We start from the raw sequence: 3009 nt of genomic DNA, 5'->3' as shown, positions 1-3009 counted from the left end.
AGTTTTATATATGATAAAATAAAAAACCACTTATCTATTGGCCGTAGAAAAAGTGGTTTTGAATTTGAAGTAAAATTCAAATTCTATAAAAAATAGTCTATACTAGAAACCACTACTCTATACCACTAGATTGTAGTTTCTTTTTTGTTTAATNNNGTAAGGTATACAATTTAGGTGGAATAGGCAACTATAAAGGTAAATTAACATAAGTTAATATAAGATAAATGAAAAGATGGCGATATGCCATCTTTTTATTATTCACAGATTATTCAAATTCAAGATTGTATTAAACCTAGTCTAAATTTAATAATGTATTACAAATATTTTCTGCAACAGTATAACAATAATCATAATTACTGCAAACATCCTCAACTAAAGAATTAGATATAAAATCAATCTCAACTAGCATAGCTGGCATATTGCTTTTTCTTAAAACTGCAAAGCTTTTAGAAATCTTAACACCACGATTAGGTGTATTTAAAGCTTTAGATAAATTACTACAAATACTTTTAGCAGTATTATAAAGTCTACTAGACTTATCATAAACCCAAACCTCACAACCACGGGCATTTCTATTAGAAAAAGAATTCATATGTAAACTTATAAAATAATCACAATTATACTTATTAGCCTTATTAGTTCTATAACTTAAAGAATAATAAGTATTATCACACCTTGTAGTTATAACAGTATGATTATTATCTTCAAGCATAGACTTTAAAATTAATCCAATCTTTAAAACAACATTACTTTCAAAAGTACCATTAAAACCAACAGCACCGCTATCCTTACCACCATGACCAAAGTCTAAATAAAACTTCACCACTTATCACCTCATACTTATAATATTTTTAGATAATTCATTAATACTATCAGTTAAAGTCTGAAGCTTTCCTTCAATGCGAATTAGTAAATACATACTAAGAGCAATTGGAAAACCAACAGAAGCTATAATATTTTGTATATCTGAATGCATAAATTCCTCCTTTACAACAAAAGGCCAAGTATAAACTTGACCTTTTAAATATTTAAGTAAAGTAATTCTATAACACTAAATCATATGGTGTAGTGTCTGTAACAACTACCTTTGCACTAACAGCATTAGCAATATCAGCTCCACCTGGGGCAAATATGTTTTTAGAAACTACTAAGTACATAGCACTCTTTATTTCAGATTCAGTTATATCCTCTCTTGGGTCATCTATTGATAAAGAAACAGTTTTATCATCAGTAGTTTTAAAAGTCATAATTAATCTTTTGTTTACATTAGTATCCATAATATATTCCTCCTAATAATTTAATTTTTAAGCTAGTGTAGTGTTGTCTATTTTTATAGTTTCTAAAACTTCATACTCTTGAAGAGCCATTAAGCTTTCTGCAACGTCATATACATCTTGAGCATTTGCATCGTGTTTTAGATTTGAGAAAGTTTTGCTTCTAACTTTGGTTTTACCATCAACCATTCCTAAATCTAATTTAACTTTTAAACTTGAAGGGTTCTTAGCTTCAACAACTGCCATTTAACCCACCTCCTTATATATTTTTAAGATTTTTTGTAAATCTTAAGTTAAGTATAGGTTATAGGTGTTATCAAAATATAGTAAAGAAGTTTAGAAGTTTTTGACAAAGGTAAAAGTAGTGTAAGTATTGAAATATTAAGGTATGGAGGTGGTTTTGTGATAGATAAGTTAAGTATTGATGATGTACCTGAGAATTTAAAGGGTGTGGCTTGTGCTATTGGTATTGATGCTTTTAGAAATCTTATTAAGTGTGCTGGTGGTACAAGCTTGTATTTGCCTAGTATTAGGTGTATTAGTAAGCCTGTTAGAGATAGGCTTATTAGGGAGAGTTTTTGTGGTGATTATAGGGAGATGGCTTTAAGGTTTGGGATTAGTGAGGTTAGTGTTAGGAAAATTGTTAGTAAAAAGAGTTAAACCGTTGGGATATATCCAACGGTTTTATTTATTTAAAGTTTTTTAAAAGTCCTATAACCTTACCTATAATTTTAAAATTATTACTAGATATAGATATACAATCATCATCACTATAAAGTTTGYAATCATCATTATCTTTTACAATTTTTCTTATACATGAAAATTCATTATACAAGAGAATCAAGTATAAACATGAATTTTCAAATTTANNNNGAGGAAACTTAATATATGGATATAATATTTTAGGTAATGATGACAAAATATTAAATATATTAGTTATAAATTCATATGACACAAAGGATAAATGGGAACAGTATATATCTAAAGGTATAGATGATACCTTAAAAGAATTAAAAATGAAAGACTTAGAAATAGATATAGAATTTGAATATTTAGATATAAGGAAAAGAAATGATAAAGAATATTTACAATCATTTAACAAATTACTAAATACAAAATATCAATATAAAGATATCGATATAGTCCTTACTGTAGATGATGAAGCCTTTGACTTTGTAAAACCACAAGTATTAAATCCTGATAGCATATTCTACCATAAACAAATAATATGTATAGGAGTAAATAAAGATATTGAGATTAGTGGAGAATATAAAAGATATATAACAGGTATAGTATCATCAAATAAAGAACCATTATTACTTAATACAATACTAGACCTTAATCAACAAGTGAATACTATAAATATTATACTTGATACTTATGATTATTCTAATATTGTAAAAGAAAGAGTATTATTTTCGMATAGCTTATTATTTAGAAATATAAAAATTAATTTTATACAATCTAATTATATTGAAGATATAAAAGAGCAACTTAAAAAAGTTAATGGAAAAAATCAAGCAAATATAATTGTTGGGTCATTTATATCTAAGCAAGATAAGTCATATATAACACCTGATGATGTAGTAAAAGATATAAAAGATATAACTGAAAATCCTATATATACAAATAACTATGCATATATATATAGTGGTGTAATAGGAGGATATGTAAATATACCTGAAAAGCAAGGTGAATATGCTATTAAAGAAATGTACAGTATACTAAATGGAAA

Annotated in this window: 6 protein-coding genes; 2 read left to right on the top strand and 4 right to left on the bottom strand. The window is 26.5% G+C overall.

Annotated features, from left to right (window positions below):
* Window positions 1-292: 292 nt before the first annotated feature.
* From G3997_RS06020 to G3997_RS06005, 4 genes are all read right to left on the bottom strand, one after another.
* Window positions 293-823 carry an N-acetylmuramoyl-L-alanine amidase family protein gene (locus G3997_RS06020; protein WP_296644411.1) on the bottom strand — a complete coding sequence of 177 codons (531 nt, stop codon included), beginning with the start codon at window positions 821-823 and terminating at the stop codon, window positions 293-295.
* 6 nt (window positions 824-829) lie between these two features.
* On the bottom strand, window positions 830-976 hold the full coding sequence (locus G3997_RS11680; RefSeq protein ID WP_296644408.1) for a YvrJ family protein: 147 nt from the start codon (window positions 974-976) through the stop codon (window positions 830-832).
* A gap of 67 nt (window positions 977-1043) precedes the next feature.
* Window positions 1044-1277, bottom strand: coding sequence for a DUF2922 domain-containing protein (locus tag G3997_RS06010; protein ID WP_296644405.1), 234 nt, complete (start codon window positions 1275-1277; stop codon window positions 1044-1046).
* Window positions 1278-1304: 27 nt separating this feature from the next.
* Entirely contained in the window at window positions 1305-1520 is a 216-nt protein-coding gene (locus G3997_RS06005; RefSeq protein ID WP_296644403.1) for a DUF1659 domain-containing protein, read from the bottom strand.
* Window positions 1521-1676: 156 nt separating this feature from the next.
* Here G3997_RS06005 and G3997_RS06000 point away from each other — a divergent pair, with 156 nt between their 5' ends.
* Together G3997_RS06000 and G3997_RS05995 are read left to right on the top strand one after the other, a co-directional pair.
* Entirely contained in the window at window positions 1677-1934 is a 258-nt protein-coding gene (locus G3997_RS06000) for a Mor transcription activator family protein (protein WP_296644402.1), read from the top strand.
* Window positions 1935-2290: 356 nt separating this feature from the next.
* Window positions 2291-3009 (top strand): hypothetical protein (locus G3997_RS05995; RefSeq protein WP_296644400.1); only part of this gene is annotated, 719 nt, incomplete at its 3' end.

Origin of the sequence: Romboutsia sp. 13368 (assembly GCF_018336475.1) — a bacterium.
Classification (GTDB): domain Bacteria; phylum Bacillota; class Clostridia; order Peptostreptococcales; family Peptostreptococcaceae; genus Romboutsia.
Note: the sequence above shows the minus strand (reverse complement) of the source record. Positions and strands in the feature narration are given on the sequence as shown.

Coding starts and splice junctions, on each gene's coding strand:
- G3997_RS06010 (WP_296644405.1), bottom strand. CDS start 1,277: ATGGATACTAATGTAAACAAAAGATTAATTATGACTTTTAAAACTACT.
- G3997_RS06005 (WP_296644403.1), bottom strand. CDS start 1,520: ATGGCAGTTGTTGAAGCTAAGAACCCTTCAAGTTTAAAAGTTAAATTA.
- G3997_RS11680 (WP_296644408.1), bottom strand. CDS start 976: ATGCATTCAGATATACAAAATATTATAGCTTCTGTTGGTTTTCCAATT.